The sequence below is a fragment of the Microbacterium sp. MAH-37 genome, from assembly GCF_009758255.1.
Classification (GTDB): domain Bacteria; phylum Actinomycetota; class Actinomycetes; order Actinomycetales; family Microbacteriaceae; genus Microbacterium.
Genome location: NZ_WSEN01000002.1, coordinates 23,972 through 48,718 on the forward strand (window position 1 = coordinate 23,972; position 24,747 = coordinate 48,718).

Annotated in this window: 26 protein-coding genes; 16 read left to right on the top strand and 10 right to left on the bottom strand. The window is 68.8% G+C overall.

Annotation, left to right across the window (positions count from 1 at the left end; all coding sequences use genetic code 11):
• Positions 1-100 precede the first annotated feature (100 nt).
• The 3 genes from arsB to GON06_RS00575 are packed head-to-tail and all read left to right on the top strand — an operon-like array spanning position 101 to position 2,552.
• On the top strand, positions 101-1,153 hold the full coding sequence (gene arsB, locus GON06_RS00565) for an ACR3 family arsenite efflux transporter (RefSeq protein WP_157310655.1): 1,053 nt from the start codon (positions 101-103) through the stop codon (positions 1,151-1,153).
• Entirely contained in the window at positions 1,150-2,160 is a 1,011-nt protein-coding gene (locus GON06_RS00570; RefSeq protein ID WP_157310319.1) for a metalloregulator ArsR/SmtB family transcription factor, read from the top strand. Before arsB ends, GON06_RS00570 begins: the two co-directional genes overlap by 4 nt.
• On the top strand, positions 2,157-2,552 hold the full coding sequence (locus GON06_RS00575) for an arsenate reductase ArsC (protein WP_157310321.1): 396 nt from the start codon (positions 2,157-2,159) through the stop codon (positions 2,550-2,552). Before GON06_RS00570 ends, GON06_RS00575 begins: the two co-directional genes overlap by 4 nt.
• A 7-nt stretch (positions 2,553-2,559) precedes the next feature.
• Here the strand turns inward: GON06_RS00575 and GON06_RS00580 are convergent, their stop codons facing one another.
• Genes GON06_RS00580 through GON06_RS00590 form a run of 3 tightly spaced genes read right to left on the bottom strand, consistent with a single transcriptional unit; the run spans position 2,560 to position 4,077 of the window.
• On the bottom strand, positions 2,560-2,826 hold the full coding sequence (locus GON06_RS00580) for a type II toxin-antitoxin system RelE family toxin (protein WP_332837025.1): 267 nt from the start codon (positions 2,824-2,826) through the stop codon (positions 2,560-2,562).
• Positions 2,823-3,083 carry a type II toxin-antitoxin system prevent-host-death family antitoxin gene (locus tag GON06_RS00585; protein WP_157310323.1) on the bottom strand — a complete coding sequence of 87 codons (261 nt, stop codon included), beginning with the start codon at positions 3,081-3,083 and terminating at the stop codon, positions 2,823-2,825. The genes GON06_RS00580 and GON06_RS00585 overlap by 4 nt, the downstream gene beginning before the upstream one ends.
• Before the next feature lie 46 nt (positions 3,084-3,129).
• Positions 3,130-4,077: a hypothetical protein gene (locus GON06_RS00590; protein ID WP_157310325.1), complete on the bottom strand. Its 948-nt coding sequence runs from the start codon at positions 4,075-4,077 to the stop codon at positions 3,130-3,132.
• Between the two features lie 107 nt (positions 4,078-4,184).
• Between GON06_RS00590 and GON06_RS00595 the strand changes: the two genes are divergently transcribed.
• Together GON06_RS00595 and GON06_RS00600 are read left to right on the top strand one after the other, a co-directional pair.
• A complete protein-coding gene (locus GON06_RS00595) occupies positions 4,185-7,355 on the top strand; it encodes an MFS transporter (RefSeq protein ID WP_157310327.1) in 3,171 nt (1,056 codons plus the stop codon).
• Between the two features lie 190 nt (positions 7,356-7,545).
• Positions 7,546-8,616, top strand: a complete 1,071-nt coding sequence (locus GON06_RS00600) for a 3-deoxy-7-phosphoheptulonate synthase (protein ID WP_157310329.1) — start codon at positions 7,546-7,548, stop codon at positions 8,614-8,616.
• A 159-nt stretch (positions 8,617-8,775) separates the two neighbouring features.
• Here the strand turns inward: GON06_RS00600 and GON06_RS00605 are convergent, their stop codons facing one another.
• On the bottom strand, positions 8,776-10,857 hold the full coding sequence (locus GON06_RS00605) for a bifunctional lysylphosphatidylglycerol flippase/synthetase MprF (protein ID WP_157310331.1): 2,082 nt from the start codon (positions 10,855-10,857) through the stop codon (positions 8,776-8,778).
• Positions 10,854-13,064, bottom strand: a complete 2,211-nt coding sequence (locus GON06_RS00610) for a LuxR C-terminal-related transcriptional regulator (protein ID WP_157310333.1) — start codon at positions 13,062-13,064, stop codon at positions 10,854-10,856. The genes GON06_RS00605 and GON06_RS00610 overlap by 4 nt, the downstream gene beginning before the upstream one ends.
• A gap of 129 nt (positions 13,065-13,193) precedes the next feature.
• Here GON06_RS00610 and GON06_RS00615 point away from each other — a divergent pair, with 129 nt between their 5' ends.
• From GON06_RS00615 to GON06_RS00640, 6 genes are all read left to right on the top strand, one after another.
• Positions 13,194-14,054, top strand: a complete 861-nt coding sequence (locus GON06_RS00615; RefSeq protein ID WP_332837026.1) for a CPBP family intramembrane glutamic endopeptidase — start codon at positions 13,194-13,196, stop codon at positions 14,052-14,054.
• A 75-nt stretch (positions 14,055-14,129) separates the two neighbouring features.
• Positions 14,130-14,960: an isocitrate lyase/PEP mutase family protein gene (locus GON06_RS00620; RefSeq protein ID WP_157310335.1), complete on the top strand. Its 831-nt coding sequence runs from the start codon at positions 14,130-14,132 to the stop codon at positions 14,958-14,960.
• Entirely contained in the window at positions 14,957-15,469 is a 513-nt protein-coding gene (locus GON06_RS00625; protein ID WP_157310337.1) for an O-acetyl-ADP-ribose deacetylase, read from the top strand. Before GON06_RS00620 ends, GON06_RS00625 begins: the two co-directional genes overlap by 4 nt.
• A 61-nt stretch (positions 15,470-15,530) precedes the next feature.
• Complete coding sequence (locus tag GON06_RS00630; protein ID WP_157310339.1) at positions 15,531-15,920, top strand: DUF5684 domain-containing protein; 390 nt, start codon at positions 15,531-15,533, stop codon at positions 15,918-15,920.
• A 156-nt stretch (positions 15,921-16,076) separates the two neighbouring features.
• A complete protein-coding gene (locus tag GON06_RS00635) occupies positions 16,077-17,144 on the top strand; it encodes an iron-containing redox enzyme family protein (protein WP_332837027.1) in 1,068 nt (355 codons plus the stop codon).
• Positions 17,141-17,332, top strand: coding sequence for a CDGSH iron-sulfur domain-containing protein (locus tag GON06_RS00640; protein ID WP_157310341.1), 192 nt, complete (start codon positions 17,141-17,143; stop codon positions 17,330-17,332). The genes GON06_RS00635 and GON06_RS00640 overlap by 4 nt, the downstream gene beginning before the upstream one ends.
• Positions 17,333-17,341: 9 nt before the next feature.
• On the opposite strand, the gene GON06_RS00645 is transcribed toward GON06_RS00640, so the two are convergent.
• Positions 17,342-18,721 carry an MFS transporter gene (locus GON06_RS00645; RefSeq protein WP_332837028.1) on the bottom strand — a complete coding sequence of 460 codons (1,380 nt, stop codon included), beginning with the start codon at positions 18,719-18,721 and terminating at the stop codon, positions 17,342-17,344.
• A gap of 124 nt (positions 18,722-18,845) precedes the next feature.
• Between GON06_RS00645 and GON06_RS00650 the strand changes: the two genes are divergently transcribed.
• The 5 genes from GON06_RS00650 to GON06_RS00670 all read left to right on the top strand — a co-directional run bounded on the left by GON06_RS00650 (position 18,846) and on the right by GON06_RS00670 (position 21,756).
• Positions 18,846-19,199, top strand: coding sequence for a PadR family transcriptional regulator (locus GON06_RS00650; protein ID WP_157310343.1), 354 nt, complete (start codon positions 18,846-18,848; stop codon positions 19,197-19,199).
• A gap of 1 nt (position 19,200) precedes the next feature.
• Positions 19,201-19,569 carry a DUF1048 domain-containing protein gene (locus GON06_RS00655; RefSeq protein WP_157310345.1) on the top strand — a complete coding sequence of 123 codons (369 nt, stop codon included), beginning with the start codon at positions 19,201-19,203 and terminating at the stop codon, positions 19,567-19,569.
• Positions 19,566-20,324 carry an ABC transporter ATP-binding protein gene (locus GON06_RS00660; RefSeq protein WP_157310347.1) on the top strand — a complete coding sequence of 253 codons (759 nt, stop codon included), beginning with the start codon at positions 19,566-19,568 and terminating at the stop codon, positions 20,322-20,324. The genes GON06_RS00655 and GON06_RS00660 overlap by 4 nt, the downstream gene beginning before the upstream one ends.
• Positions 20,321-21,085: an ABC transporter permease gene (locus GON06_RS00665; protein WP_157310349.1), complete on the top strand. Its 765-nt coding sequence runs from the start codon at positions 20,321-20,323 to the stop codon at positions 21,083-21,085. Before GON06_RS00660 ends, GON06_RS00665 begins: the two co-directional genes overlap by 4 nt.
• Before the next feature lie 80 nt (positions 21,086-21,165).
• Positions 21,166-21,756 (top strand): hypothetical protein, encoded by a 591-nt coding sequence (locus tag GON06_RS00670; protein WP_232528010.1) that lies wholly within the window; start codon positions 21,166-21,168, stop codon positions 21,754-21,756.
• A 49-nt stretch (positions 21,757-21,805) separates the two neighbouring features.
• Here the strand turns inward: GON06_RS00670 and GON06_RS00675 are convergent, their stop codons facing one another.
• The 4 genes from GON06_RS00675 to GON06_RS00690 all read right to left on the bottom strand — a co-directional run bounded on the left by GON06_RS00675 (position 21,806) and on the right by GON06_RS00690 (position 24,687).
• Positions 21,806-23,536, bottom strand: a complete 1,731-nt coding sequence (locus GON06_RS00675) for a hypothetical protein (RefSeq protein ID WP_157310351.1) — start codon at positions 23,534-23,536, stop codon at positions 21,806-21,808.
• A 62-nt stretch (positions 23,537-23,598) separates the two neighbouring features.
• Positions 23,599-23,946 (bottom strand): hypothetical protein, encoded by a 348-nt coding sequence (locus GON06_RS00680; protein WP_332837029.1) that lies wholly within the window; start codon positions 23,944-23,946, stop codon positions 23,599-23,601.
• An 83-nt stretch (positions 23,947-24,029) separates the two neighbouring features.
• Positions 24,030-24,350: a hypothetical protein gene (locus GON06_RS00685; protein WP_157310353.1), complete on the bottom strand. Its 321-nt coding sequence runs from the start codon at positions 24,348-24,350 to the stop codon at positions 24,030-24,032.
• Positions 24,351-24,360: 10 nt separating this feature from the next.
• Positions 24,361-24,687 (bottom strand): hypothetical protein, encoded by a 327-nt coding sequence (locus GON06_RS00690; RefSeq protein ID WP_157310355.1) that lies wholly within the window; start codon positions 24,685-24,687, stop codon positions 24,361-24,363.
• Positions 24,688-24,747: the final 60 nt, after the last annotated feature.

The window sequence follows — 24,747 nt, forward strand, 5'->3', positions numbered from 1 at the left end:
GAATAGACATGCTTCAATATAGAAGCATGTCTATTCAAGTGGGATCGAATCCCTCGTGAGTGCCGCAGTCGCCACGCCGGCCCACGCCGCCACTCGCCGGTTGTCCACGCTGGACAGGTGGCTGCCGCTGTGGATCGGGCTCGCCATGATCGGCGGACTCGTGCTCGGTCGCTTCGTCCCCGCCCTCTCCGGGCTGCTGACGAAGATGGAGGTCGGCGGTATCTCGGTGCCGATCGGGCTCGGGCTGCTGGTGATGATGTACCCGGTGCTCGCGAAGGTCCGCTACGACAGGATCGCCGCCGTCACCGGCGACAAGCGGCTTCTCGTGTCCTCGTTGGTGCTGAACTGGCTGGTCGGTCCCGCCGTGATGTTCACATTGGCCTGGATCTTCCTCGCCGACCTGCCCGAGTACCGCACCGGACTGATCATCGTCGGTCTCGCGCGCTGCATCGCCATGGTCGTGATCTGGAACGACCTCGCCTGCGGTGACCGGGAGGCGACTGCCGTGCTGGTCGCGATCAACTCGGTGTTCCAGGTCGTCGCGTTCTCGCTGCTCGGCTGGTTCTACCTCACCGTCCTGCCCGGATGGCTGGGTCTGGACACGCAGGGGCTGGAGATCTCGGTCGGGCAGATCGCTCTGAACGTGCTGGTCTTCCTCGGTGTGCCGCTGGTCGCCGGCTTCGCGTCCCGGTGGATCGGCGAGAGGCGCCGCGGCCGCGCCTGGTATGAGCAGAAGTTCCTCCCGGTCATAGGTCCGTGGGCGCTGTACGGGCTGCTATTCACCATCGTGCTGCTGTTCGCACTGCAGGGAAAGCAGGTGGTGTCGCATCCGCTGGACGTCGCACGGATCGCCGTCCCGCTGCTGGCGTACTTCGCGATCATGTGGTCCACCGGCATCCTCACCGGCAGGGCGCTCGGGCTGAACTATGCCCGCTCGACCTCGCTGGCCTTCACTGCGGCGGGCAACAACTTCGAGCTCGCGATCGCCGTCGCGATCGGAACCTTCGGCGCCGCCTCCGGCCAGGCCCTCGCCGGAGTGGTCGGACCGCTCATCGAGGTCCCGGTGCTCGTCGGACTCGTCTACGTCTCGCTCTGGGCCGCACGCGCCTGGTTCCACACCGATCCGTACACCGGCGAGAGGATCCCCTCATGAACGTCACCCTGACGGATGCGGGCGAGGCCTGCAGCCCGGTCGCCACACACGCCATCGGCCAGGAGGCCGCCGGTGCTGTCGCCGCGACGCTGAAGGCGCTCTCCGACCCGCTGCGGCTGCGGATGCTGTCCGCGATCGCGTCCGACCCGCGCGGTGAGTCCTGCGTCTGCGACCTCGCCGAACTCGCCGACGTGTCGCAGCCGACCGTGTCGCACCACCTGAAGGTGCTCAAGGACGTCGACGTGCTCACCTCGGAGCGCCGCGGCACCTGGGTCTGGTACCGCATCACCCCCAACCGACGCGGCGCCGTCACCGCCCTGCTGGAGTCGTTCGCGCCGGCGACCGTCGCCCCTGTCGCGGACGCTCCGGCAGAGAACACACGCCCGGACTTCGACATCCGGATCACCCATCTCGCCGACGAGCTCGCCGCGGACGTCCCCGGCCTGGAGCCCGAGACCGTGCTCAGCATCGTCCGCGAGTCGTACACCTCGCTTGCCAGAACGGCGAAGGTCAGCGGAGCGCTCGTGCCGCTCACGGAACGATTCGCCCGGCAGCGCCTCGCCGACCTCACCCGCGATCGCGACGCGTCCGTGCCGCAGGTCCTGTTCGTGTGCGTCGCGAACGCGGGCCGCTCGCAGCTCGCCGCTGCGCTCGTGAACCAGATCGCCGGCGGTCGAGTCGTCGCGCGCTCGGCGGGATCCAGCCCGGCTGAGGTGATCCGCCCGCATGTGCGCTCGATACTCACCGAGATCGAGGGCGACGTCGCGGCCGAGCGCTTCCCGAAGCCGCTCACCGATGATGCCGTCCGCGCGGCGGACGTCGTCATCACGATGGGCTGCGGCGACGTCTGCCCCATCATTCCCGGCGTCCGCTACGACGACTGGGCCGTCGGAGACCCCGCCCTCGCCTCCCGCGAAGGCGTCGAAGCCATTCGCGACGACCTCGCCGCGCGCGTCCGCGCGCTCGTCGACGACCTCACCCGCGCCACCGAACAGGAGCAGTCATGACCAAGCCCTCCGTCCTCTTCGTCTGCGTGCACAACGCGGGCCGCTCGCAGATGGCCGCCGGCTTCCTGCGCGACATCGCCGGCGACCGCATCGAGGTGCGCTCCGCCGGATCCCTGCCGGCTGAGCAGATCAACCCGGTGGCCGTCGAGGCCATGCGCGAGGCGGGCATCGACATCACCGCCGAGCAGCCCAAGGTGCTCACCACCGAAGCGGTGCAGGCATCCGACGTCGTCATCACGATGGGGTGCGGCGACGCCTGCCCGTTCTTCCCTGGAAAGCGCTACGAGGACTGGAAGCTCGACGACCCGGCGGGGCAGGGCATCGACGCCGTCCGGCCGATCCGCGACGAGATCCGCGGCCGGATCGAGAGGCTCGTCGCGGAACTGGTCTGACAGCGGCTCAAAGGTCGTTGTAGACCTCGCGGCGGTGCGCGACGCGGAAGACGGTCACGAGCACGAGTTCGTCCACCACCTCGTAGAGCACTCGGTAGTCGCCGACTCGGATTCGCCAGGCATCGTCGTACCCGGCGAGCTTTCGAACCCCGGCCGGTCGGGGCTCGTTCTCGAGGGTCGCGATCCCCGCAAGGATCCGCCGACGGACTTGCGGGTCGAGCTTTCGGACCTCTTTCGCCGCAGCAGCGGTGAACTCGACGCGAAAGGCAGTCACGAAAGCTCAGCGCGCAGCTCGTCGAGCGACACGCGTTCGCCGTCATCGGCTGCCTTTGCTGCAGTGAACTCGGCAGCGTCGCGCGCCGCCTCGAGCTGCTCGAGCAGCTCCAGGTCGTCGACCCCGATCACCACGGCGGTGAGCTTGCCGTGCCGGGTCACGCCGACCCGCTCCGCACCGTAGGCGACTCCGCCGAGGACATCGGCGAGTCCATCGCGGAGATCCTTCGAGGCGATACTGCGACTCAGGGTGTTCATGCCCCGATTCTACCGCAATATGTACATAAGGGTGAAAAGATACATATCAGATCGTCCCGCGGACGTCGGTCAGGAACAGGACCACCAGTCGAAGGTCGCCCGCCCGGTCGCGGGTGCTCGCGCGCTGGTCGGTGCAGAAGTCCTGAACGGCGCCGATCACGCCCTTCGCAGGGCAAGCCGGAGCGATGACGAGATCACCGGCGGCTGTCGTGGACCACAGCGCCCGGAAGTGTGCGACACCGCCGCTGCCGCACAGCGACTTGTCGCAGATGATCGTCATCTTCGCCGGGGCGTCGCGCGTGTACAGGCCGTCGAGATCGGCGAGCACCTGCGTCACCAGCGAGTGGCTGCCGCAAGCGGCATCCGCGCATGTGCCGAGCGACACCGCGACGTCACTGCCGGCACCGGCCGGCAGTGAGATCAGCGCGCACATCGGATGCTGCGCGTCGACGGTCGCACAGGCCGCGCCGTCGGAACCCGCTGTGCCGTTCAGCAGAGAAGCGGCGTCGTGGGAGAGCACGGCCAGCGTCAGCTCGACCGGGAACGATCCCGTCGACGCGATCAGCCCGCCGGCCGCCACCGTGACCGTGAGCGCGGTCGTCGGCTCGGAGTACGTCAGCTCGAACGTCGCCGTGTCGTGCCCGGCGAGGATCATCGGGTCGCCGTGCAAAATGAACGAACCGCCGCCGTTCGCGGCGAACGTCACGGGTGTGTCTGCGGTGAACGATGCCGGCATTCCGATGTCCGTCAGTGCGACGGTGACCAGGAATGACGTGTCGACCGATGTGAGCACCGGGGGTGCGGCGCCGATGGGCAGCGTGCCGAGGCCGTCCACCAGCTCCGGCACCGAGGATGCCACGGCGGTCATCGCCGTCGGCACCGGGACGACCGTCGGCGGATCGTCATCCGCGCTCGCGACGGCCGGTGCGACGAGCGCGGCCAGCGCCAGAGCGACCACGGCGATGAAGGATCGAAGCGCGCGACGATGCGACATGACAGTGCCTCCCCAGGTAGGTCCCTCCCAGGGTGCTCCGCACCGGCGCGGAAAAGATCCGTGAGATCACTGAGGTTTCCGGCCCGCGGTGCGGACAGCCTGGAGGCATGGCGCTGCAGTCACCCGAAGCCGGCGTCGCGGGGCGCTCCCGCGAGCCCGCGCTTCGGCGCGGTCGGATCCCGGGTCGCACGGTGCTGCTGGTCGCCTCGTTCGGAGCCGTCCTGGCGTTCCTCGACGCCACGATCGTGAACATCGCGTTCCCCAGCATCCGCGAGTCCTTCCCGGACGACTCGATCGGCACGATCTCGTGGGTGCTGAACGCCTTCAACATCGTGTTCGCCGCGTTCATGATCGTGTTCGGGCGGCTCGGCGACGTGGTCGGCCGCAAGCGCGTGTATCTGATCGGGATCGGGCTGTTCACGATCGCCTCGGTGATCTGCGCGCTCGCCCCCAGCGTGGGGATCCTGGTGACGGGGCGCATCGTGCAGGCACTCGGCGCCGCGATGATCGTGCCCGCTTCCCTGGCGCTGGTCATCGAGGGGTTCCCTGCGGGAAAGCGCGCCCGCGCGGTCGGGCTGTGGGCGGCCGCCGCAGCGGTGGCCGCGGGACTCGGCCCGCCGCTCGGCGGCGTCGTCGTCGAGGCCGGAGGGTGGACCTGGGCGTTCTGGATCAACCTTCCGCTCGGCGCGATCGCCTGGTGGCTGGGGCGGCGCCAGCTGGTGAACAGCAGGGCGCCCGGCCGGCGGCGGATGCCGGATCTGCGCGGCGCGCTGCTGCTGGCGGCATCCCTCGCGCTGATCACGCTGGCGATCATCAAGGCGTCGGAGTGGGGCGCGGGAAGCCCCCTGCTGTGGACCGTGGTCGTCGCCGCAGTGCTGCTGCTCGCCGGATTCGTGCTCAGCTCGATGAAGCATCCGGTGCCCGTCCTGGACCTTGCGATGATGCGCGACCGGCCCTTCCTGGTCGCCAACATCGCGACTCTCGTGGCGGGCGTCGGGTTCTTCGGGTACATGCTCACCAACGTGCTGTGGCTGCAGTACGTGTGGCAGTACTCGGTGCTCGAGGCCGGCCTGGCGCTGATCCCCGGCGCGCTGGTCGCCGCGGTCACCGCGGGGCTCCTCGAACCGGTCGCGGAGCGATTCGGGCACCGGTGGATCATCGCTGCCGGGTTCATCGTCTGGGCGCTGGGGTACGTCTGGTACGTCGGGGTGGTGGGGACCACCCCGGACTTCTGGGCGCAGTGGCTGCCGGGGCAGGTCATCAGCGGCATCGGCGTGGGGGCCACCCTGCCGCTGCTGGCCTCCTCGACGCTCGCCTCGCAGCCCGGAGGCAAGTACGCCACGGCATCCGCCGTGATCTCCAGCGCGCGGCAGATCGGCGGCACGATCGGCGTCGCGCTGCTGGTGGTGATCCTGGGCACGCCGACTCCGCTGACGGTCGTCCAGGACCTGCGCGACGGCTGGACGATGTGCATCGTCTCGTTCGCAGCCGGCGCGGTGATCTCTCTGTTCCTGGGCAGGGTCGGGCACACCGCAGAGGGCGCGGCCGACGAGCCGATCGTCGAGTCCGACCTGCGCGAGCCGGATGCCGGGCGCTCGGTGCTGCTGCGCCGCGAGCTGCCGCCAGTGGAGGAGTCGCTGTTCGGGCGGCTTCCTGCGGCGGCGCGGGAGCGGATCGTGGGGACCGCTCCGCACCGAGCGGTGCCCGCAGGGGAGTGGGTGCTGCGGCAGGGGGACGCCGCGGAGTCGATGTTCGTGCTGATCTCGGGGCGCGCGGAGATCGTGATCGGGGAGCAGGTCGTCCGTGAGGTGGGGCCGGGCGCGGTTCTGGGGGAACTCGCGCTCTTCACGGGCGACCTGCGTTCCGCGTCGGTGCGCGCGCGCCGGGACTGCCGGGTCCTCGAGGTGTCGCGCGCGCTTCTCGACGAGGCGATCGGTGAAGACCCGGTGGCGCTCTCGGCCGTGGTCACCGCCCTCGCGCATCAGCTCGCCGAGGCCAGCCCGCCGGTGACCAGGGTGGGCTCGCGGCCCAGTCTGGTGGCGGTGCTCCCCGCAGTGCCGGGTGCTCCGATGGAGGCGGTCGCCGCGGTGCTGCACCGCGGGCTGAGCGATCACCTGCGGGTCGCGCTGCTGCACGGTGCGCACGCTCCGGAACAGGTGGACCGCGCGGAGGCGGACCACCAGATGGTCGTCCTCGTCGGGACGGGGGCCGACGAGGCCTGGGTCGCCCGCTGTGCGCGGGAGGCCGACACGGTGGTGCTGGTCGGAGTCACAGGGGGCGCTCCGGCCGGCACGACACCTGCCATGGCGGGCCGGGCGGAACTCGTCCTCGTGGGCCCGGCGCCGTCGCGCGCGGTGCGTCAGGCCTGGCTCGACGCCGTGGACCCCTGGCGCATCAGTGAAATCTCCTTCGCGGACGCCGGTACACCGGGCGCTGTGCCGAGCGGCATCCGAGGCCTGGTCGACCGGCTCGCCGGGCGCTCCATCGCCCTGGTGCTCGGCGGTGGGGGCGCCCGCGCCCTCACCCACATCGGCGTGCTGCTGGAACTCGAGGACGCCGGGCTGCGCATCGATCGCGTCGCCGGCGCCAGCATGGGATCGGTCATCGCCGGCTACTACGCGACGGGAGCATCGGCGGCGGATGCCGGCGACGTGGCGTATCGCGAGTTCGTGCGCGAGGACATCCTCGGCGACTACGGTCTGCCGCGGACGTCGCTCGCCCGGGGATCGCGGGTGCAGAGGGCCCTGGCGCGCACCTTCGGCGACCTGCGGATCGAGGAGCTGCCGCGCGGCTTCCGCTGCGTGAGCACCGACCTGCTCGCGCGGTCGACGGTCGTGCACCGGACCGGGCATCTCGGGGACGCCATCAAGGCGTCGTCGCGGCTGCCGGTGCTGTTCACGCCGATCCCGAGTGACGGCCGGCTGCTCGTGGACGGCGGAGTGCTCGACAATCTGCCGGTCGACACGGTCACCGAGCGCAACGAGGGACCGATCGTGGCGGTGAACATCTCGATGAGCGGCGGACGGAAGCGAGCGCCGGGGGAGGCGCCGCGACCGGTTCGCGTGCCGCCGCTGGGCGAGACGATGCTGCGCACGCTGATGATCGGCGGAGGCGGAGCCGCGGAGGCGCAGAAGCTCGGCGCGTGGGTCATCACCCCGCCGTCGATGGGCGTCGGGCTGCTGGAGTTCCACCAGTACGACCGGATGGTCGAGGCGGGTCGAGCCGCCGCGCGGACGCTGCTGGATCAGACCGGCGGTGACCTGTTCGCTCAGGAGTGATATCTTTGGGCGCATGAACACCCGTCGGTATGCGTATTTTGAGTCGGCTCTGGAGGAGCCGGCGCAGATCTAACGCGCACCGACCTCTTCCAGAGCCGACAAAGGCAGAGCGATTGCTCTGCCTTTCGCCGTTTTCGGCGGGCTCTGCTCTCGGGTCCGTCCGGAATCCACCCAGAACAGGACAGGACCCATGCACACACTCGACGCCACCTCCGATCTGCACGTCTCCGGATTCACCACCATTCCGACGCCCGCGGAGGTGCTGACCGAGCATCCGGCGGGCGGCGACGCGTCCGCGCTCGTCTCTCGCACTCGTGACGAGGTGCGCGCGATCATGACGGGCGAGGACGACCGCCTGCTCGTCGTCGTCGGCCCCTGCTCGATCCACGACCCGGAGGCCGGTCTGGAGTACGCCTCCCGGCTGGTGCAGCAGGCAGACCGGCTGGGCGACGACCTGCTGATCGTCATGCGCACGTACTTCGAGAAGCCGCGCACCACGGTCGGCTGGAAGGGGCTGATCAACGACCCGCACCTGGACGGCAGCCACGACATCGCGACCGGGCTGCGGATGGCCCGCGGCTTCCTTCGCGACGTCGTCGCGCTGGGGATGCCGTGCGCGACGGAGTTCCTCGAGATGATCAGCCCGCAGTACATCGCCGATCTGGTGACCTGGGGCGCGATCGGTGCGCGCACCACCGAGAGCCAGCTGCACCGCCAGCTCGCGTCAGGGCTCTCGATGCCGATCGGATTCAAGAACGGCACGGACGGAGGTCTGCAGGTGGCGCTGGACGCTGCGGTCGCGGCATCCGCTCCGCAGGCGTTCCTCGGCATCGATGCAGAAGGGCGGGCGAGCCTGGTGTCGACGACCGGCAACCCCGACACCGCGGTGATCCTGCGCGGTGGCGCGGACGGCCCGAACTACGGGCCGGAGCACGTCGAGCGTGCCGCGCAGCGGCTTTCGGCGGCCGGCGCCTGCGACCGGCTGATCGTCGACGCCAGCCACGGGAACAGCGGCAAGGACCACCTGCGGCAGGCCGTCGTGGTCTCGGAGCTCGCCGCGCAGATCGCCGCCGACGGGCGGGCGATCGCGGGCGTGATGATGGAGAGCAACCTCGTCGCCGGAGCGCAGAAGCTCGACGTGTCGGCGGGGCCGGCCGGGCTGGTGCGCGGTCAGAGCGTGACGGATGCCTGCATGGGCTGGGACGTCACCGTCGAGGCGCTGGAGCAGCTGGCGGAGGGGGTGCGTGCGCGGCGGGCGTGACGCCTGCCGCGGTCGCATTTCGTCCCGCCATCGGGCGTCGACATGCGTTCTGGTCGCAGTTCGTCCCGTTCACCCGGCCGATTCGCGGGGCGAACTGCGACCTGGATGCCTGAGGTCGAACGCTTCCAGGACGAACTGCGATCCGGATTCGGCGGGCGGTCAGTCCTCGTCCCGCTTGACGAGGTCCCGCCCGGCCGCAGCGTACTGCCGCAGCGTCGCACCCGGGAGGAACGCCTGCGTGAGGGCGACGCCGATGCGAGGCAGGTCGCCCGCTTCGCGGTACAGCAGGTGCAGCGTCTCGTACCGGGGGTGGAACTTCTCCTTGAACCGGTGCAGCGACTTGAAGCCGTACACCGGCTCGAGCAGGTCCGAGAGCCGGGTGCTGAGTGCGGCGATCGCCCCTGCCTCCGGCGGGTAGTCGTGGGTGAGTGGGGCCCCGGAGAGCGAGAGGAACTGTGCGCCCTCATCGCGGAACGTCGCCGCCGACATCCCGATCAGATACTCCATCACCGGCGGGAAGCCGCCGGGCCGGCGGCGCATGAGGTCCAGGGTCCAGCCGCGCACGACTCCGCCGGAACCGTAGACCGGCAGCCAGGACAGGAACCCGTCCACGTCGCCGTTCTCGGCGGTGGCGAGCGCGACGCGCACGTGCGGGTCCTCAGCCTCGGCGAGCGTACCGAGCGTGAAGCGCATCTCGGGCAGATCCTTGTCGCCGACCCACAGCTCGGAGATCGCCTGCAGCTGTGCGCGCACGCCCCAGCGCTCGTCGGTCAGCCGAGAGACGGTGAAGCTCACGCCCTCACGCTGCGCGCGGTTGGTCGCTGTGCGGATCGTACCCCAGCGCTTGCCGGTGAACTCGAGCCCGGGCAGGTCGACGATCGTGTCATCCGCGACGACCAGGCTCTGCCAGCCGTCCGGCACGACGGCGCGAGTGGCGTCGTCCGCGCTGAAGAAGCAGGGCGTCGTGCCCGCGCGTTCGGCGCGTTCGATGAAGTCGGACACGGCTGTCGCGCGGTCGGACGGATCCCCGATCGGATCGGCCAGGGCCAGCGCGACCCCGTTGTGCCGCTGGTAGGCCACGATTCCGCCGGCCGTGCGCAAGTATTCGTTCGGCTCCCACGTCGTCATCCACGACAGCGTCCCACCGCCGTGCTGCTGCAGCGCGGCGATCACGTCGTCGCGGGTGGGCGCTGTGCCCCCGCCGAGCGGCGGCCGGCGCCGCCAGCGGAAGGCGCGACGTTCGATCAGCAGCATGATCAGGAACAGCGCCCAGAGGATGCTGGTGGCCAGCGCCATCCGGGCGTTGAGGCCGAGATCCTCGAGATCCCGTTCCGAGGACAGCATCACCAACAGCAGGATCAGGGCGCCGAGCAGCACGTTCAGTACGGCATAGAGCAAGGACAGCAGCCATGCCCAGCGCCGACCGCGGCGCAGCCCGTTGAGCACGAGCAGCGTGACCGCCAGGTCGATCAGCACGCTCCAGCGCAGCGTCTCGGAGGGCACGGTGTCGCCGAACGGACCTGAGGTCGGCACGTAGTCGACGATCGTCGAGATCACGATCAGCACGATCAGCGCCCAGAACGCCAGCAGTCGCTGCTCGCGCACTGTGGCACGGCGCAGGGTGAGCGACCGGTCGACGGCCAGCACCAGCACGACCGCGGCCGCGTGCTCGAGGTCGGCGATGTCGCCCCAGAACAGCAGCGCGATGAAGATGTAGGTCAGCAGTGTGAGCCACGCGCGGTTGCGCCACGGCGAGGGCAGCACGCCGACCGCGACGGCGATGCACGCGAGAAGCCCGCCGCTGGGTCCGACGTCCAGGGCGGCTGCCTGATGCTGCACCCACGGCCAGGCCGGAGTGACGACAGAGAGCAGCCAGAGCAGACCCGCGGTAGCGAGGATGGCGAACAGCTGCCCACCCGCGAACCAGGCCAGAGTCACGCGCCAGCCGCGATGCCACTCCAGATAGGCGACGCCCAGCAGGCAGGCGACGAGCAGCAGATATCCGGGCGGCTGCGCTGCCAGGAACGTGCCCGTGAACGGGGTCCACCAGCGGCCGTCCGCGAGGGCGGGAAGCCCGTAGGCCAGATCGTCCCAGAGCGGGCTGTCCTGGAACGGGGCCCACAGCGCGCCCGTCGCGACACCCGCGGCGAGCAGGGTGGCGAGGATCAGCAGTGTGACGGGCAGACGACGCAGGATGCTGCGCGGTGGCGTCGTCGTGTGGGCGATCGTCCCGTCGGTCATGCCACCCGCTCCGTCTCTCCGCTCTCGGCGAGGATGAGTCCGGCCCGGCGGGCCGTGGCGACGGCATCCGCTCTGCTGGTCACGTCGAGCTTGCGATGGATCGACTTTATGTGAGTGCGCGCGGTGTTGACGGAGATGAACAGCTCTGAGGCGATCTCGGCGGCACTCAGCGCGGTGGGCAGCAGCGTCAGCACCTCCAGCTCCCGCCGGCTCAGTCCCTCCTGCAAGCGAGACGGCGCGGGCGCGGAGCCGGTCTTCGCGCGCAGTGCGGCGATCCGCTCAGGCAACGCGCCGGCATCCGCGGCCCCGGCGATGACGTGGTCGGCCTGATTCAGGGTGACCGTCGCGCGATCGGGGCGCCCGAGCGCGAGGTCTGCGCGTGCCGTCTCGATGAGCAGATGGGGGACGACGAGCACCGAGTCATCGTGCTGGGCGGCGACCTCGAGCGCCCGCACGGCGGTCGCCCGCCCTGCGGCTGGGCTGCCGCGTTCGATCTGGAAACGAGCCAGAGCCTGCTCCGCCGGGAGGTAGACATGGTCCATCCCGATCGCGAACGCCTTCCGCACGGCGGCGCATCGCTCGATCGCGGCCTCGGCACCGTCGATATCTCCGAGCTCGAGCAGGCACAGCGCTCGGTAGGCCGGGACGAACAACTGGAGCGGCCGGGCGAGCGGCTGCATCTCCTCCACCGTGTCCAGCTCTCGCAGCGCCGCCGTGCTCTCGCCGGCGAGATGCAGCATCGTCGCCATCCGGGTGCGCACGATCGCCGCGAACGGCGATGCCGGGTCGTGCCCGGCGAGAAAGCGGTCGGCGGCGCGACGCGCGACGCCGACGTCGTCGTAGCAGGCGGAGGCATGGATGAAGTCCTCGACCTCGTCCCAGTCCCGGAACGGGGCGACGGGGCGCGCACCGGAGGAGAGGCGGCCGCGGGAGAGCGCTCGGTCGCGCCGAACCCGATCGCCCCCGGTCGCGGTGGCCCAGGCCTCCCAGAACGCCAGGCGCGGATCCTCGCCGAGAGCGGATGCCGGGATGCGGTCCAGCCAGCTCAGCCCGAGCTCCTGCCGCGGGACGAGGAAGGTGGCGTGCACGTTGAAGAGCACGTCAGCGATCGACTCGTAGTCCTCGGCCCCGAGCAGGTGGTGCACCGTGGAGGCGATGTCCTGGTGCTCCGCGAACCAGCCGGCAGCGCGCCGGTGCAGCGCCCTTCGGCCTGCGGGGTCCGCTCGGCCCAATTCCGCGAGCAGCTGTTCCCGCACGAGGTGGTGCATGCGCCACCAGCGTCCGTCGTCGTCCAGAGCCGCGATCAGGCCCGTGCGGGTCGCAACATCCATGGCCACAGTCCAGGCTCGGTCATCCTGCAGCACGGCCGCGAGCACCTCAGCGGTGAACCGCTCGAACACGGCGAGTTGACGCAGCAGCTCCCCGTCGTCCGGGTCGCCGCCGGCGAGGCCCTCGCCGATCAGCGCTCCGATGCCGGTCGGATCATCGGGGCTCTGAGAGACGACACGGGCCGGAGCCAGTCCGCGCGAGATCGCCGCCCCGATGAGAGACACGGCGGCCGGCCAGCCGCCGGTGATGTCGTGCACGAAGGTCGGATCGACGGGTTCGGGGCCGGCGGCGGCGCGCAGCAGTTCCGCAGTCTGGGCCGGCTGCAGGCGCAGCTGCTCCACCTGCAGGTCGGCGACCTCGCCGCGGGAGCGGAGCCGCTGAAGGGCAGGCAGTTCCAGCGGCACCCGAGCGATCAGCACGACGACCAGGTTCTCGGGCATCCGTCCGAGGAACCAGTCCAGGCTTGCGATGGCGTCCTCGCGCGCGACCAGATGGGCGTCGTCCAGCACGAGTGTCCACTGTTCGGGCGAGGCGGCGATCGCATCGATCAGCGGCACGATGATCGAGCGGCGCACGGCGCCGGCATCCGAGGTGTTCACGGTGAGCTCGTCGGCGGCACCCGAGCGTGCGACCGCAGTGGCGATCGCGCCCCACAGCCCCGCCGGGTCGTTGTCGTCGGCGTCGAGGCTGACCCAGATCCGGCCGCGGTCGGGCATGGCCTCGAGCCACTGCGTGACGACCGTGGTCTTGCCGTATCCGGCCGGGGCACGGACGGCGATGACACGAAGGGGAGCGCCGTGCAGCATCCCGAAGACGTCGTCGCGGATGATCGGATGCGGACCGGAGATCGGCGGGCGGAACTTGGTCGATGGATACATGTGCGTCTTATTCTGACGGACGGAAATCACCTGGGTGAACGACGGCCTTCTTCGCGCGAATCACCCGGGCGAGGAAGCCGGTGAGCGGTACTCTTTCGACGCTGAATCCATAGAACGCCGAGGAGAATCGTGTCCGACATCACCACCACCGAGAACGGCTGGCGCAGGTTCTGGAACAAGGGCGCCTGGTGGAAGGCGCTGATCCTGGTGCTCGTCTACGTCGTGATCTACCAGCTCATGCCGGCGCTGTGGGTGGGGGCGACGGAATCCGCGACGGCGGACGGCATGTTCTCCTCGGCGGCGAGCGTACTCTTCGGGCTCGGACTCCCGGTCATCGTCGGCTCCCTGCTGCTGCTCGCCTTCGCCTGGTCCGTCGGCTGGTTGCCCAAACCGCTGTTCACCAGGCAACCGGTGCCCGGTCGCTGGTGGATGTGGATCGCCGTGGTACTCGTCGCACTCCCGATCCTGCTGCGGCTCTTCGGCATCGACTACTCGGTGTACTCGGCGGGCACGATCATCATGACCTTCGCGACCGGTCTTTTCATCGGGTTGTCGGAAGAACTGCTGACACGTGGTCTCGTCGTCGAGATCATGCGCCGCGCAGGCCATCGGGAGTGGGCGGTGGCGGCGGTGTCCGCCTTGTTCTTCGCCCTGCTGCACTCCGGCAACCTGCTGTCCGGCCAGTCGATCGTGACGGTCGGTGGCACACTCGTCTACACCTTCGCCTTCGGCGTACTGATGTACCTCATCATGCGGGTCACCGGGAACATCATCTGGGCGATCATCCTGCACGGGCTCACCGACCCGACGACCTTCCTCGCCACCGGAGGCATCGATGTCGAGGGTGCCCACACCAATACGCTGCTCGCACTCGCAGGCCCGGTGACGACGCTGCTGATCATCGCCGGCTTCGTGCTGCTGATCTTCATCCGCGGACGCGCCTACCCGGAGCTCGCGAAGACCGCGGAGGCACAGCCGACGGCGAGCTGATCCGCGCAACCCCTTGACGGCACGCGCGCCTGGCCCCTCAATAGACGTGGGGGAGGCAACCGACTGGGGGCCTCGATGGACTTTCTCGACGACAATGGAGGCACGGCGACGCGCAGTGGAACGCTTCTCGCGCTGCACGAGGGGCCGGGATTCCTGATCCCGAACGCGTGGAACGCCGGGTCCGCGCGCATACTCGAACAGGTGGGTTTTCCGGCGATCGCTACTACCAGCGCGGGTATCGCCTGGTCATCCGGGATGCCGGACGGAGGGCCGATCGGACCCGACGCGATGTTCGAGAATCTCGCGGCGATCGTCGGTGCGGTGGCTGTTCCTGTCTCGGCCGACCTCGAGGCCGGATACGGCGAGACACCGGGGGACGTCGGGTTCACTGTCGCGCGCGCCGCCGAGATGGGTCTCGCCGGCGGCAATCTCGAAGACGCGATCGGCGGGAACCTGCTGGATCCCGAGGTCGCGGCCGAACGCATCGCTGCGGCGCGCGCCGCAGCGCCGGCAGGCACGTTCGTGCTCAACGCCCGCACGGACACGTACTTCTCCTCGTTCGACGGTGACAGTTTCGCGGAGACGATCAGCCGGGCGTCCCGCTACATCGATGCGGGTGCGGACTGCATCTTCGTACCGGGGGTGCGCGACGTCGAGACGATCCGTCGGCTGGCCGCCGAGATCCCCGCGCCGCTGAACATGGTCGCCGGTCTCACCGCGCCCGTACTCGATGCGCCGACACTGTTCTCGCTCGGAGTGAAACGTGTGAGCGTCGGTGGCAGCATCGCCAGGGCGGCGTTCAGCGCGGTCGAGAAGGCCGCGACGGAGCTGTTCGAGACCGGCACACTGGGCTTCCTCGATGGTGCGGCGACCTACGCTGAACTGCAGCGGCGGTTCGGGGGATGAGCTCGGTCTCGCTCACCGCCGTCCTCGGCGACATCACCGCACAGCACGTCGACGCGGTCGTCAACGCGGCGAACAACGCGATGCGCGGCGGCGGAGGCGTCGACGGCGCCATCCACCGCGTCGGTGGTCCGGCGATCCTGCAGGACTGCATCGCCCGGTTCCCGGACGGCCTCGCGACAGGTGACGCGGGCTGGACCACGGCCGGCGACCTGCCCGCGAAGTGGGTGGTGCACACCGTCGGGCCGAACTGGAACGCCGGGCAGCGCGATCGTTCGCTGCTGGAGTCCTGCTATCGACGCGCCCTCGAGGTCGCAGACGAGCTCGGCGCGCGCAGCATCGCGTTCCCGCTGATCAGCGCCGGCGTCTACGGCTGGCCGCGCGACGACGCGATCGCGGCGGCCGTCGACACCATCCTCAGCACACCGACTCGGGTCGCGGATGCTCGGATCGTGGCCTTCGACGAGACCGTGCACCGGCACGTGCAGGAGGCGCTGGACGCACGCCGGTGATCCGGGCCGGAATCCGTTCAGGCTATTCACAGATTCGGCTCCGGCACCCTATGCTCTCCCTATGACTTTCTTCTCGGACATGGAGCCGATCAACCAGGGCGTCAGCGCCGGTGTCGGCGTCGTCGGCGTGATCTTCGGTCTCATCTACTGGGTGGCGATGATCGCGGCCTATTGGAAGACGTTCACCAAGGCCGGGTACCCGGGCTGGCTCGCGATCATCCCGATCGTGAACCTGTTCGTGCTCGTCAAGGTCGCGGGGCTCTCGGCGTGGTTCGGGCTGCTCTACTTCATCCCGATCGCGAACATCGTCCTCGCGATCATCGTCGCGTTCCGCAACGGCCGCGCCTTCGGCCACGGCGGCGCCTTCTCGTTCTTCCTGCTGTTCCTGCTCAACCCGATCGGCTACTTCATCACCGGTTTCAGCAACGACACCTACACCAAGCCGGTCTGAGCCGCAGCCTGACTCTCTCCAGGGCCGGCGCATCCGCAGGGGTGCGCCGGCCCTTGCCGTCGGCGCACCTACCCGCGCCTGATGCGCGCGTCAAGCCCCGTGCATCACGCTCCCGAGCGGGCGATGATCGGTCCTCGACGAACCGAGGAGGACCAGGTGACCGTACTCTCCGACATCCCCGAGACGACGACGATCCCGATCAGGGCGCGCGGCCCGCTCAGCCTGCTCGTGCTCGACCGGCTCTCCGACGACGGCGAGGAGCCGGCCGCGGGGGAGGCGAATCTCGTCCTCGCGCAGGAGCTGGTCTCGTCCAGCCGTGACCTGGTGCACGACGACGACGTGCAGCTGTCGCTGTTCCTGCTGTACGCCTCGCACTACGGTTCTCTTCCCGGTATGGACGCCGACCGGGAATGGGACGGTGAGCTCCTCGGTATCCGCCGGGTGCTGGAGGACGGGTTCGAGGCCGACCTGCGCGAGCGGATCGTCCTGCCCGAAGCGCCGGAGCCGAGCGCGGCGGGCGTCGCGGAGGCGCTCTTCGCGCTGACCGCGGAGGAGGGTGGTCCGAGTCTGGCGCGGTTCATCGCGAGGAAGGCGGATGCCGGGCAGGTGCGCGAGTTCATGGTGCACCGCTCGATCTACACGCTGCGCGAAGCGGATCCGCACAGCTGGGCGATTCCGAGGCTGACGGGCAGGGCAAAGGCCGCGCTCGTCGAGATCCAGTCCGACGAGTACGGCGGAGGCAGAGCGGAGCGCGTGCACGCCGAACTGTTCGCCAGAGCGCTGCGCGGCGCCGGTCTGGACGACGCCTACGGCGCGTACGTCGACAGCGTCCCGGCGGTCACGCTGGCATCGATGAACACGATGTCGCTGTTCGGCCTGAACCGGCGACTGCTCGGTGCGATCGTCGGTCACCTCGCGGCGTTCGAGATGACCTCGTCGATCCCCAGCCGGTTCTACGCCCAGGGGCTGAACCGCCTCGGCTTCGGCGCGGAGGTCACCGACTACTACGACGAGCACGTCGAGGCCGACGCCGTGCACGAGCAGATCGCCGGGCATGATCTTGCCGGCGCGCTCGCCGAGGACCGTCCAGAACTGCTGCCGGACATCCTCTTCGGCGCCGCCGCCTGCCTCGCCGCGGACGGCTGGGTCGCGGAGCGGATCCTCGGATGCTGGGAGGCGGGCGTCTCCTCCCTCCGCGATAACGGCGACCGGGGGACGTCATGAATCCGACGACGATCACGCCCTATCCGAACGGTCCGCTGCTCGTACGCGGTGCGTTCGCCCTGCAGGACGAGGACGGCGAGCCGATCCCTCGACATCGGCGCACCATCGCCCTGTGCCGCTGCGGACTCTCCTCGATCAAGCCGCTCTGCGACGGATCGCACAAGGCGGCGGGCTTCCGCACCGACTGAGGATCGCGGTCAGGCCTCCGCCGCCGCGGCATCCGCTTCGACAGGATTCCGGCGGATGCCGATCCACGACACGATGCCGCCGGCGAGCATCAGCCCGGCGGTGACGAGCGCCGCACTGTGGAAGCCGGCGAGATCCAGCATCCCGCCGACGATGGTCGAGATCATCGCGACCACGAGCAGACCGGCCACGCGCGAGACCGCGTTGTTCACCGCCGAGGCGATGCCGCTGCGGCTCTCGTCGATCGACCCGAGGATCGCGGCGGTCAGCGGCGCCACCGTGATCGACAGGCCCAGGCCCATCACGAGCATCGACGGCAGCACCTGCCACCAGTAGTTGAACTCGATCCCCACGGTGAGCAGCAGCAGAGCGCCCAGCCCCATCAGGATCGGGCCGACCGTCATGAAGACCCGCGGGCCGTACTTGCCCGCCCAGGCTCCGGCGCGCGAGCTGAGCAGGATCATCAGGATCGTGATCGGCAGGCTCGCCAGCCCCGCTTCGGTGGCACCCAGCCCGGCACCCTGCTGCAGATAGACCACGACGACGAAGCCGTTCAGCGACAGCGCGGCATAGATGAACAGGGTTGCGAGGTTGCCCCAGCCGAAGTTGCGCACCCGGAACATGTCCAGAGGCATGAGCGGCGGCGTGACCCTGGTCTGCCGCAGGAGGAAGCCGGCCATCATCGCGATGCCCGCGACCAGCGGAATCCAGATCCCGGCGGAGGACCAGCCCAGCCGCGGCTGCTCGATGAGCGCGAACACCAGGGAGCCCAGCCCCGCCGCGCAGAGGATGCCGCTGAACCAGTCCACTCTCGCGCCGCGCGGATGCTCCGGCATCTTCAGCCTGGTCAGCAGATAGAGCGTGACGGCGATCGGCAGCACGTTGATGAGGAACACGAGCCGCCAGGAGAGGAAGTCGACGAACAGGCCGCCGAGCAGCGGCCCGACGAGCTGCGCGGCGGTCGTGAACGCCGTCCACACGCCGATCGCGTGCGCCTGCACCGGACCCCGCATGGTCGCGGTGATCAGCGCGAGCGAGCTCGGCACCAGCAGGGCGCCCGCCGCGCCCTGCGCGGCCCGGGCGATGATCAGCACGAGCGGATCGGGCGCGGCCGCCACTGCGACGGATGCGACGCCGAACGCGATCAGCCCGATGCGCATGATCAGCACCCGCCCGTAGGCGTCGGACAGCGAGCCGGCCAGCAGGATCAGGGCGCTGAGCGTGATCAGGTAGGCGTCCACCACCCACTGCTGGGTGCTGATGCCGCCGCCGAGTTCATCGCTGATCGCCGGCAGCGCGACGTTCACGACGGTGCCGTCGAGGAACGTGACGAACGACGCGAGGACGGCGATCGAGACGACCAGTCGCTGGGTGCCGGTGAGGGATGCCACGGCCCGACACTACGCCTGCCCTCGGACTCCCAGAAGAAAATCAGTATTCGTTGTTGCTAAGTACCGGTAGTCAGTGTTACTTTATACCGGTAGTCAGCAACACCGAGTACTGAAGGGAGTTCCGATGGGCAAGCAGGAGACCGAGATGCTCAAGGGCGTCCTGGAAGGCGTCGTCCTCGCGGTCCTCGCGAAGCGCCCCGCCTATGGATACGAGATCACCGCCTCGCTGCGGGATCGCGGATTCGCCGACATCGCCGAGGGCACCGTGTACGCGGTGCTGGTGCGGATCGAGCAGCGGGGCATGGTCGACGTCGAGAAGGTGCCGTCCGAGAAGGGGCCGCCGCGCAAGGTCTACACGCTCAACGCGCAGGGCCGGCAGAGCCTCGAAGAGTTCTGGAGGACGTGGAGCTTCCTCGCAGACCGACTCACCCAGCTCCACACCGAAGACATCAACGCAGAGAACGCAGAAGGAGCCTGACATGGCCGCCAAGTGGATCGAAGTCATCACCGGATCGCTCGAGCAGAAGAAGCAGTACAAGCAGGACAAGGCCCGCATCGAGGGGCTCGTGGAGCCCTACCGCTCGTCGGCCCTGGCGATGCACCGCTACCTCATGTACGCGGGTGGCATCACCGACGGCGACACCCTGATGCAGATGTTCACCGACATGGCGGACCTCTGGGAGGCCGCCGCCGCCGACGGCACCCCGGTGCGTGACATCGTCGGCGCCGACCCGGTCGACTTCGCTGAGACGTTCGCCAAGGCGTACGGCGGCAAGGAGTGGATCGACAAGGAGCGCAACCGCTTCACAAAGACGATCGACGATGCAGAGAAGGGACAGCGATCATGACCACCTCCATCCAGGTGCGCGGCATCCGCAAGTCGTTCAAGGACCTCGATGTGCTGCGCGGCGTCGACTTCGACGTCGCCTCCGGCAGCATCTTCGCCCTGCTCGGCTCGAACGGGGCCGGCAAGACCACGCTGGTGCGCATTCTCTCGACCCTGCTCAAGGCGGATGCCGGCACGGCATCCGTGCAGGGATTCGATGTGGCATCCGCACCGGGCGACGTCCGCGAGTCGATCAGCCTGACCGGGCAGTTCGCTGCGGTCGACGAGGTGCTCACCGGACGTGAGAACCTCGTGCTGGTCGCCCGGCTGCGCCACCTGAAGAACCCCGGCGCGATCGCCGACGACATGCTGGCGCGGTTCTCGCTGACGGATGCCGGTGGCCGCAAGGCCGGCGAGTACTCCGGCGGTATGCGCCGGCGGCTCGACATCGCGATGAGCCTGATCGGCAACCCGCCGATCATCTTCCTCGACGAGCCGACCACCGGTCTCGACCCGCAGGCGCGCATCGAGGTGTGGCAGACCGTGAAGCAGCTGGCGCAGAACGGGACGACGGTGCTGCTGACCACGCAGTACCTCGATGAGGCCGAGCAGCTCGCGGACCGCATCGCGATCCTGCACCAGGGCGTGATCATCCAGAACGGCACGCTCACCGAGCTCAAGAAACTGCTTCCGCAGGCGACCGTCGAGTACGTCGAGAAGCAGCCCACTCTCGAGGAAGTGTTCCTCGCACTGGTGGGGGAGGGGAAGGAATCATGACCACGCACGTCCTGGCCGACACCGGCACGCTCACCGGGCGCTCGCTGAAGCACATCCTGCGCAGCCCGGACACCATCATCACGACGGCGGTCACGCCGATCGCACTGATGCTGCTGTTCGTGTACGTCCTCGGCGGTGCCATCAACACCGGCACCGACGAGTCGTACATCAACTACATGCTCCCAGGCATTCTGCTGATCACCATCGCCTCCGGCATCGCCTACACGGCCTACCGGCTGTTCCTGGACATGCAGGGCGGCATCTTCGAGCGGTTCCAGTCCATGCCGATCGCGCGCTCCAGCGTGCTGTGGGCGCACGTGCTCACCTCGCTGGTGTCGAACATCGTCTCGGTGGCGATCGTGATCGGGGTCGCCCTGTTGATGGGCTTCCGCACCGGGGCGTCCTTCGGAGCCTGGCTCGGCGTCGCCGGCATCCTCGTGCTGTTCACCCTGGCGCTGACCTGGCTGGCCGTGATCGCCGGTCTGTCGGCGAAGACGGTGGACGGGGCGAGTGCGTTCAGCTATCCGCTGATCTTCCTGCCGTTCATCAGCTCGGCGTTCGTACCGACCTCGACGATGCCGGGCCCGGTGGCCTGGTTCGCCGAGAATCAGCCGGTCACCTCGATCGTGAACACGATCCGGGCGCTGTTCGCAGGACAGCCGGTGGGTTCGGACATCTGGATCGCGCTGGCCTGGATGCTCGGCATCCTGATCGTCGCCTACGCGTTCGCCGTGTCGATCTACAAGAAGAAGCTGCGCTGACCGCAGCACCCCTGCTCCGGTCGCATTCCGGCACAGTGTTCCTGCTCAGGACTGTGCCGGAATGCGACCGGAGCGTCGTCGTGGACAGCGACTGGCCGTTCGGGTCGCGATCGAGCACAGTGCGACGCCACGGGACTGTGCTCGATTGCGACTGGAGCATCGTCGTGCATCGCTCGGGAACCGGCCATCGACGTGGGCATCCGGGCGGCGTACCCTGGCGTCAGGCGGACGAGTCGCCCGCCGATTCCGAACAGAAGGGTGCGGGCGAGATGGACGCGATGATGATGGACATGATGTCGGACGAGATGAAGATGGCCGACATGCAGACCATGGACATGTCGGTGATGCAGGCCTGTATGGACGCGTGTTCGGCCTGCGAGCAGGCGTGCACGGTGTGCTCGATGCAGATGATGGACTGCGCTCCGGCCTGCATGAACTGCGCCGACATGTGCAACACGATGATGCGCGGCATGCTGCGCATGCAGGGGATGACGTCGCCGGTGATGATGGCGATGCTCGACGCTTGCATCGCGATGTGCCAGTACTGCATGGACAAGTGCATGGAGCACGCGAACCACAGCGACGTCTGCAAGATGTGCGCTCAGGCCTGCAAGGCCTGCATGGACGCCTGCATGGCGATGCGCGAGTCGATGATGATGGCGGCATCCTGAGGCGGATGCCAGAACCGGCACTGTAACCGGTAGGCAGGCGGAGAAGGGCTCAGGCTTTCGCCGCGATCTGCCCAGGATACGTGGTGCTGAAAAAGCCTGGGTGAGGATCGCCGTCCTGCGCGCGGGCAAGGATGTTGAAGGTGATCTGCATGACGTGCGCGTCAGGCCCCGACAAGCCTGCGTTGCGCATTCCACCGATCACGGGAGCTTGGTGGTCGCCGTACCTCTTGCCGGCTGAGCTGATGCGCCAGTGGAGATGCGGATGCCTCGCGATCAGTGCGTCGCCGAGGAGAAGTGCCGCGTCGATTCCGATGCTCGACCAGTCCGCATGCGGTTCCGTCGATGGGTACACGGACAACAGCGCATCGACACCGCGGAGAAAATCGTCGGTCGTCGCTGTGGAGAACCCGTTCGCCTCGACGAGCGCGCGGAGCTCCCTGATGCGCTCTTCGCGAGCGTGCATCAGGAACTCGAACGTCTGGCGAGCCTGGCGCGGGGTGAGCGAGGAGAACTCGAGGCCGTACGGCGTCGCGAACGCTCGATACGTCGACAGATCCAGCGTTCGCGCAGAGAGCGCCCCGGCTGCTGCGGTGGCTGTTGCCAGAGCGAGAATCTCGCGCTCCAGCAGGTCTGGCCGCAGGTCCGCGGGCATCCTCTCAGCGGGTTTGAGGGTGTAGCTGCGGTAGCCGGAGCCCGGCGGAGTGAGATCGCGGGCGAGGAAGTCCGCTGGGAGCGTGGCGTGCGCAGGCAACACATTGCGGCCGACCGGTGAGGCACTGAACTGCACGAAACCGCTCACGCCGAACGGTGTCACCGACGCGGCGTCGAGATGCGGCCTGAGCAGATCGAGGTACTCAGAGCCGAGCCAGAGCCAGGAGACCGGATACGGCGGCAGTCCCATCCATTTCCCAAGGGGAGCGGGGAAGGCGCTGCGCTCAGTGTTGACGCTGCCCCAAACTGTGCGTCCGGACCATTCGTGGCCGCGGACGAGTTCGCAGGTCGCGGCGAACGCTCCGACCTGGTCGGCGAACTCGACGAAGTACCGACGCAGCGCCTGCAGCCAGCGAGGGTCATCGAAGGGGTCGCGAATCGCGTGCAATGAGAAGGACGTGACTTGCGCGTCGTCGTCCACGCTGCCGCGCAGGGACCCGTGGGTGAAGGGGAGCGTAGGGGCGAAGAAGATCATGCCCTCCTCGGTGGCCACCTCGGCGAACTTCTCGTCACCGTCCCGATCGAGCCGACCCTGAAGCGGTTCGGTGCCCCCGAATCGTCGGGGCAGAGCCTCAGGAAGGCAGCGCCGTGCGACCTTCAGCCAGCCGCGCGGCGCTGCTTCGACGGCTGCGGCGGGCGCGTACCAGTTCATCTCGATCACATCGACGCGGCCTCGTTCGACTGGCGCGACGGAACGCAGCTTGCCACGCGACCAGTACGCGTCAGTCTGGGGATCTTCGACCACACCGCCAGTCGCCTCTGCCAGGCGACGCGCGAGTCTGATGGCGTGCGGGATGTCTGCTTCTGCGCTGCCCTCCACGGACACCTCGAGCAGGAAACGCGCGCCCAGCATCAGGCCGGATATCTCTTCTGGGACGTCCTCCGCTTCCAGCAGTACTGGGGACTGGAGAGTGCAGCAGTACGACCCCCGCCGTCCTCTAACCAGAGGGACGACGTCATCGGACGGATCCGAGTCCGGAGCGACTGCAAGTTTCACTTGAGTGATGAGCGCTGCCAGAGCGTCGCTCTCGAGGTTCTGCGCGCAATAGATCCGCAGATCGTAGGACATCCGTCGACCTCCCTGTCGGCATGGCTGATGCCATCATGCCGACTCCCGAAGTCGTGCGGAAATCAGACGGCCGCGACGTTGAACTGCGTGCGGCCGTAGGCGAGCACGCCGTAGTCACTGTGCAGGGCGACCGGGCTGCCGGCCGGCGCCTCCAGCGCCGCTCCGCCGCTGTTCCAGATCACGTGCAGGTCGCCGTCGAGCGTGCGCAGGGACAGGATGCCGGAGGCCGGGTCGGCCTCCTCGACGATCGCATCGGTCCAGCCCAGCGGCGTCGCCGAGGCCATGCGTGCCTGGATCAGGTGCAGCGCGTGGCCAGGGGCGAACGAGGAGCAGGCGAATCCGTGGTCGCACATGCACGCCGCACGCTCACGCACCTCGAGGGGCGAAAGGCGGGTGTGCTGGCTGGTCACGGTGATTCTCCTGACGATCGGTTTCACCGAGAGTACGTCCGCCTCCTGAAACGCGCGATCAGGAGCGAAACGCAGCGCAACAATCAGCCGAACGTGCTGAACATGAAAAGCAGGCCGATGCACGGGCCAAGGAAGACCAGCCATATCGCGGATGCGGCGAGCATGACGCCCGCTCCAACACGCCGGGTCCTCCGGAAGAAGAGCAGCGTCAGGCTCAGCGCCACGGCGACGGCCGTCGGTAACAGCGACCAACCGAGGCCGTCGGCAGTCATGAGAATCGGCGCCCGCAGCACGTAGAGCACCGCAGGGATGTGGAGGAGCACCCCGATTGCGATGCCGATCCAGACCTCGAGCGCGCGTCCTCGGCGTGCGGGCCGGCCTGAAGGGGCACCCTCCTCGCTCATCGCCCCGCCTTCAGTAGCCGCCGTAGAGCCCGAAGCACGGACCGATCACCACGAGCCACGATGCCGCCGCGACGATCGTCATACCGGCGCCCAATCGCCGGGTCCGCGCGGGGAACAGCAACAGCAGCGAGACGGCCGCGATCACGATGAACGGGATCAGCTGCCCGGCTGTCGTTGTCGTCAGTGCACGACCGCCGGTGGACATCGCGATGGACATGAGCGTGAGCGTCAACAGCATGGCGATCACGTGGAGTCCGCAGCCGATCCCGGTGCCCGCCCAGATACCGAGGCGGGAGCGCGGTGGCGGTTCCGGAGCGGGCTGTGGAGTGTCGCTCATGTCGCCCGCCTCAGTACCCGCCGAAGAGGCCGAAACAGGGGCCGATGATGATGATGCCGA